Raw genomic sequence first — 5,492 nt, 5'->3', positions numbered from 1 at the left:
TTCAGCTCCGGTGTCAATTCCGCAGCCAGAAACGCCCGCACCTCATCGCGAAATGCCAGATCGTCTGCGCTCCACGCCAGTTGCATCGCCGTTCTCCCTGCATGCAGTCTGGCCCGCCCGGCTGTGCAGCGAAACCGGCGCTTTTGGGGAGGCGATCAGAACGCTGCTGGCACTTGCGCATCCTTTAGCGCCACGCCCAGCCGCGCCGCAACGGCCGGCGCAATCGCGCGCATGTCGATCACGCCAAGATCGCGGCCCGCGGCAAGGCCGGGGCCGTTGGCGATCAGGCTGGCGCGCATGGCCGGCACATCGGGGAAATAGCCGTGCATGCCCTTGGCTCCGGCCGGTTCGCCCTGCTCCCCGGCAAGGCGATTGCCCATCAGCCAGCCCGGCTTGCAGTTCACCCAGAACGCCGCTTCGTCGCTGCCGCCAGCCGCTGCGATGGCGGCAGCGTCTAGCACGCGGTCGATGCCGGCAGCCGGATCGGCGGCCACCTGCGCCAGCACGGCGGCAACGCGGTCCTGCAAGGCGGCATCATCGGGCCGCGCCAGCTTGATCGCGGCACTGCCGCCCGCCAGCCACGGCATCGCATCCCAACTGGCAATGCCGCTGCCATCTTGCGTCAGCCGGATCAGCCCGGCCTTGATGAACGGCACGAACAAATTGCTGGTGCGGCTGGTGGGCGCAAAGCCGTGATCCGATACCACGACCACCGTGGCCCCCGGATTGGCAGCGCGCGCCGCAGCCACCAGCCGGCCCACGGCGGCATCGATGCGCACCAGCACGGCGCGGGCGGCGGCGGAATCCGGGCCGGCTTCGTGCTGTTCATGATCGAACGCGGTCAGATACACGGTGGCGAAATCGGGCTTTTCCCGGCGCATCAGGGCGGCGGCGTGAGCGGCGCGGGCTTCGTCGGCATCGATGCCTTCATCCTTGCCGGGCGGATAGGCGCCGGCTTCGGCAACCAGCGATGCGGGCAAGCCCGGCGTCGCCAGTGCCGCAACCAATTTGTCGTCGTCCGGCATGCCGGTGCGCCAGATCTGCGGCAGGTTGGCGGCGAGGCCTGCCAGGCCAACACTGATCGGCCAATGCACGTTCACCACCTTGCGCCCGGCCGCCACGCTGGCTTGCCACAGGGTTTGCGCCTTGAAATCGCTGGCATACCAATACCAGCCGTTATCGTTGCGGCGCTGCGGATCAAAGGTGAGGTTGCTGGCAATGCCGTGCCGGCGCGGCGCTGCCCCGGTGAGCAACGTGGCGTGGCTGGGATAGGTGACGGTGGGCAGCACGCCGGTCACCGCCGCGCTCACGCCGCCAACCGCCAGCCCGCGCAGGGCCGGCAATTCCAGGCCGTTGCTGCGGCTTTGCCATTCCACCGGGCGCAGGCCATCGATTGAAATCATCAGCACCGGCGCTGCCTTGGCTGACGTCTGGGCAGCCGCCTGCATGGCAAGCAGGGCAATGGTGAAGGCGAAGGCGAAGGCGGGGGCGGGGGCGCGTTTCATGCCACTGCCATGCCGCAGCGATGTTGCAGGCGTGTGACCTATTCCCAGTCGCGCACGCGCAGGCCGGCTTCGAACATGCCGCGTGCGCGCAACCTGGGCCCAAGAAAGCTGTAGAAAAACCAGTCCTTCACCAGATAGGGCGTCAACGCATAGGTGAGGCGCTCCACCAGATTCCAGCGCACATGGCCCTTCACCTGGCGGCGCGGTGCGGGCCAGCACACATGATCGGCGGCATGGCTGAGCCTGCCGTGTTTCAGCACGCGGTGAACAAGTTCGTGATCATACAGCACGAACGGCCAGTCATTGCTTTTCGGCCCGCCGCAGGCCAGCAGCGGCGCGATGCGAAACGCCTGGCCAAAGGTGCCGGTGTGGCCCTGGCCGCTGAGCAGGCTGGCGGTAAGCGCCATGCGTTGGCGGATGATGCGGTTTTTCCAGCTGTCAAACGGCCCATAGATATCGAAGGCCTGCACGCCAACGACGCGCGGGTCGCTGCCCAGCAGTTCATCGGCGCGGCTGATATACTGCGGCGGATAAAAAGTGTCGGCATCCCAGAACGCGATGTTTTGTGCGCCCATTTCCTGCGCAATTTCCAGCCCGCGGCGCAGCGCAAATGTGTGGCCCTGGTTGGTTTCGGCCACCAATATGGCGCGCGGGTTGCCGGCAATCGCCTCGGCCACGATCGCAGCGCTGGCATCGGTGGAGGCATTGTCCACGCACACCAGCAAAATATCGTCCCTGTTCTGCGCCAACGCAGCTTGCACGGTGGGGGCGATGAACTTTGCCTCGTTGTAAAAGGCGATGACGATAACCCATTTGGGGGCAAATGCTGCGGCCATGCGCCGTGCTTTAAAGCTGCTGCGCTTGACCGGCAAGCGCTGCGCCCGCACGCTGGCGGGTGATGCTGGCAAACACCGATCTGGCGCGGCTGGTGATGCCGCTGGCCATCGGCCTGCTCATCGGGTTGGAACGCGGCTGGCAGCAGCGTGATGCCCGGCCGGGCAGCCGTGTGGCAGGCCTGCGCACCTTTGGCCTGTTCGGGCTGATCGGCGGGCTGGCGGGGTTTGTCGCGGGCATGGCAGGCGGCCAGGGCATTGGCGGTGGCAGTGATGGGGGCTGGGCGGTATCGGCGGTGTTGCTGCTGGCCGGCTGCGCGCTGGTGATCATCGGTTATCGCCGCGACTCCAGCCCCAGCGCCACCACCGAAGCGGCCGCGCTGGTCACGCTGGGCTTGGGCTGGCTGGCCGGCCACAGCCAGCCGGTGCCGGCGCTGGCGCTGGCGGTGGTCACGGCGTTCCTGCTGTCGCAGCGAGCGCGGCTGCACGCCTGGATCGATGGGCTGAACGAGGCGGATTTTCACGCCGTCGTGCTGTTTGCGGTTATCGCCGGCGCGCTGTGGCCGGTGCTGCCCGATCGCGCCATGGGGCCGATGAACGCGTGGAATCCGCGCGAATTGTGGCTGGTGGTGGTGGTGGTGTGCGCAATCGGCTTTGCCGGTTATGTGCTGGGCCGGCAGCTGGGGCCAAAGCGCGGCGTGCTGGCAATGGCGGCGGTGGGTGCGATCTACAGCAGCACGGCCGTCACCGCATCCCTGGCGCAGCGCATCAAGTCAGAAACTGAGGCCCGCCCACGCCTGGCCGCCGGCATCGCCATCGCATCGCTGGTGATGTTCGTGCGCACCGGGCTGCTGGTGGGCGTGCTGGTGCCGTTTGCCTTCATTGGCTTTGCGCGGGTGGTGGCGCCGGCGGCGCTGCTGGCGTTGCTGCTGGCATGGCTGCTCGCCCGCCGGGCCGCAGTGGCCCCGGCCGGAAAGGCACCAACCGGCAATCCGATTGCGCTGTTGCCGGCGCTGGGCTTTGCGGTGCTGGTGGCGTTGGTGCAACTGGTGGTTACCTGGATGCAGCAGCGGTACGGCGGCAGCGGCGTCGCGGTCACGCTGGCGCTGGCCGGAGCCATGGATGTGGATGCTGCCATCGTCGCCCTGCGCGGCATCCCAAGCGGCGGTATCGCGCCGCAATTGGCCGGGGCCATCCTGGCGCTGCCGGTGCTGCTCAATACACTGCTCAAGGCGGGGGTGACGCTGGCCATGGCCGGCCGCGCAGGCTGGCACGGCGCGTGGCCGCTGCTGGCGGCGGCCGCGGCGATGTTGGCGGGCTTTGGGCTGGCGGGCTTTGGGGGGGCGGCGCCAACGCTGCTGCCCTGATCGCCGATTGCGCAATTGATGAGCGCGGCGGGTTGATTGGCATGCGGCATGTCATTAGGGGAAAGGCTCATGGCGCGTGAACCCTCCCACCTGGCTCAAAGGTCAGCCACGCCAGACGGCGTCCACCCGTTTCCGCACGATCACCTGCTGGGTATCGCCCACCTCAAGCCGTGGGAAATCACCTTCCTGCTCGATGAAGCCGAACAATGGGTGGAGATGAACCGGGCTGGTGTCGTGCAGGGGGCCGCCAAGCGTGATGAACGCCTCAAGGGCCTCACCCAGATCAACGCCTTCTTCGAAAATTCCACCCGCACGCTGCTCAGCTTTGAAATTGCCGGCAAGCGGCTCGGGGCAGACGTGGTCAATCTGGGCGTGTCCGGCTCCAGCCTGAAAAAGGGCGAGACGCTGCTGGATACCGCGCTCACGCTGAATGCCATGCACCCGGACATGATCGTGATCCGCCACGGATCGTCGGGCGCGGTGCAGCTGATTTCGGAAAAGGTCGATTGCCCGGTGCTCAATGCCGGCGATGGCCGCCACGAACACCCCACCCAGGCGCTGCTTGATGCGCTCACCATCCGCCGCCGCAAGGGGCGTATCGCCGGGCTTCGCGTGGCGATCTGCGGCGATATCCTGCACAGCCGCGTTGCCCGCTCCAATTTCCAGCTGCTGGCCTCGCTGGGTGCCGAAGTGCGCGCTGTCGCCCCGCCCACGCTGCTGCCCGACGGGCTTGATGGCTATGCCGTGCAAAGCTTTACCGACATGGACAAGGGCCTTGCCGGCGCCGACGTGGTGATGATGCTGCGCCTGCAAACCGAGCGGATGGAAGGCGCCTATGTGCCGTCGCCGCGCGAATATTTCCGTTTTTACGGCCTCACCGAAGCCCGGCTGGCCCAGGCTGCGCCCGATGTGCTGGTGATGCACCCCGGCCCGATGAACCGCGGCGTGGAAATCGACGGCGCCATTGCCGACGATATCGCCCGCAGCGCAGTTACCGAACAGGTGGAAATGGGTGTCGCGGTGCGCATGGCGTGCCTGGATGTGCTCACCCGCCGTCGGCGCGGGATTGAGGGCTGGGCATGATGACCAGTGCGCCCATCGCCATCACCGGCGGCCGCGTCATCTGCCCGGCCACCGGGCAAGACGGCATCGCCACCATCCTGCTGAAAGACCGCAAGGTTGCCGGCATCGGCCAAGTGGATCCGCCGTCTGACGCAACGGTGATCGATGCGCGCGGCTTGGTGGTGGCGCCGGGGATCATCGATGCCGGCGTGTTCAAGGCCGATACGGCTGCCGCCAACGCCGGCGGCATCACCCGCATGGTGCTGATGCCCGATCAATCGCCGCCATTGGATGAACCGGCGCTGGTGGCCTATGCGCAAGGATCGGGCAAACCCGATGTGTGGGTTCACCCGCTCGCTGCTGCCACGCGCGGGCTGCGCGGCGAAGAGCTTGCCGAAATCGGGTTGGCACAGGCAGCGGGCGCGGTGGGTGTTGCCACCGGCCGCCGCGCCATCGCCGATGCGCGCGTCATGCACCGCCTGCTCGCATATGCCGGCGCTTTTGGTCTGACGGTGGTGAGCCATGCCGAAGACGCCGCGCTTACCGCCGGTGCCGTCGCCACGGCCGGCGAATATGCCACCCGGCTGGGCCTTGCCGCCGCGCCGGCCTTTGCCGAAGCGCTGGCCATCAGCCGCGATTGCCGCCTGGCCGAAGCGACCGGCGCGGCGCTGCATATCCGCCAGGTGACCACCGCCGAAGGCATCGCCGCCGTTGCCGCCGCCCGT

The 5,492-nt window shown here is 67.6% G+C and carries 4 protein-coding genes and 1 pseudogene; 3 read left to right on the top strand and 2 right to left on the bottom strand.

Translation table 11 applies throughout. The features are described 5' to 3' along the window. Positions 1–155: 155 nt before the first annotated feature. Both ACESL8_RS00140 and ACESL8_RS00135 read right to left on the bottom strand, forming a co-directional pair. The gene (locus ACESL8_RS00140) at positions 156–1,505 is read right to left on the bottom strand and encodes an alkaline phosphatase family protein (protein ID WP_372914645.1); all 1,350 of its coding nucleotides are present in this window, start codon (positions 1,503–1,505) and stop codon (positions 156–158) included. Between the two features lie 38 nt (positions 1,506–1,543). Then, positions 1,544–2,341, bottom strand: coding sequence for a glycosyltransferase family 2 protein (locus tag ACESL8_RS00135; protein ID WP_372914643.1), 798 nt, complete (start codon positions 2,339–2,341; stop codon positions 1,544–1,546). 62 nt (positions 2,342–2,403) lie between these two features. Between ACESL8_RS00135 and ACESL8_RS00130 the strand changes: the two genes are divergently transcribed. The 3 genes and pseudogenes from ACESL8_RS00130 to ACESL8_RS00120 all read left to right on the top strand — a co-directional run. Then, complete coding sequence (locus tag ACESL8_RS00130; protein WP_372914641.1) at positions 2,404–3,705, top strand: MgtC/SapB family protein; 1,302 nt, start codon at positions 2,404–2,406, stop codon at positions 3,703–3,705. Positions 3,706–3,774: 69 nt separating this feature from the next. Next, complete coding sequence (locus tag ACESL8_RS00125; protein ID WP_372914639.1) at positions 3,775–4,788, top strand: aspartate carbamoyltransferase catalytic subunit; 1,014 nt, start codon at positions 3,775–3,777, stop codon at positions 4,786–4,788. Further along, positions 4,788–5,492: pseudogene (locus tag ACESL8_RS00120) on the top strand (dihydroorotase); the annotation flags it as partial. The gene ACESL8_RS00125 and the pseudogene ACESL8_RS00120, both read left to right, overlap by 1 nt.

The sequence above is a fragment of the Sandarakinorhabdus sp. genome, from assembly GCF_041689835.1.
GTDB lineage: Bacteria > Pseudomonadota > Alphaproteobacteria > Sphingomonadales > Sphingomonadaceae > Sandarakinorhabdus.
This window is presented reverse-complemented; position numbering and strand designations above follow the sequence as displayed.

What these genes read in the sequence shown, in the direction of transcription:
- ACESL8_RS00130 (WP_372914641.1), top strand. Translation starts at nt 2,404, where the DNA reads ATGCTGGCAAACACCGATCTGGCGCGGCTGGTGATGCCGCTGGCCATC.
- ACESL8_RS00125 (WP_372914639.1), top strand. Translation starts at nt 3,775, where the DNA reads ATGGCGCGTGAACCCTCCCACCTGGCTCAAAGGTCAGCCACGCCAGAC.
- ACESL8_RS00140 (WP_372914645.1), bottom strand. Translation starts at nt 1,505, where the DNA reads ATGAAACGCGCCCCCGCCCCCGCCTTCGCCTTCGCCTTCACCATTGCC.
- ACESL8_RS00135 (WP_372914643.1), bottom strand. Translation starts at nt 2,341, where the DNA reads ATGGCCGCAGCATTTGCCCCCAAATGGGTTATCGTCATCGCCTTTTAC.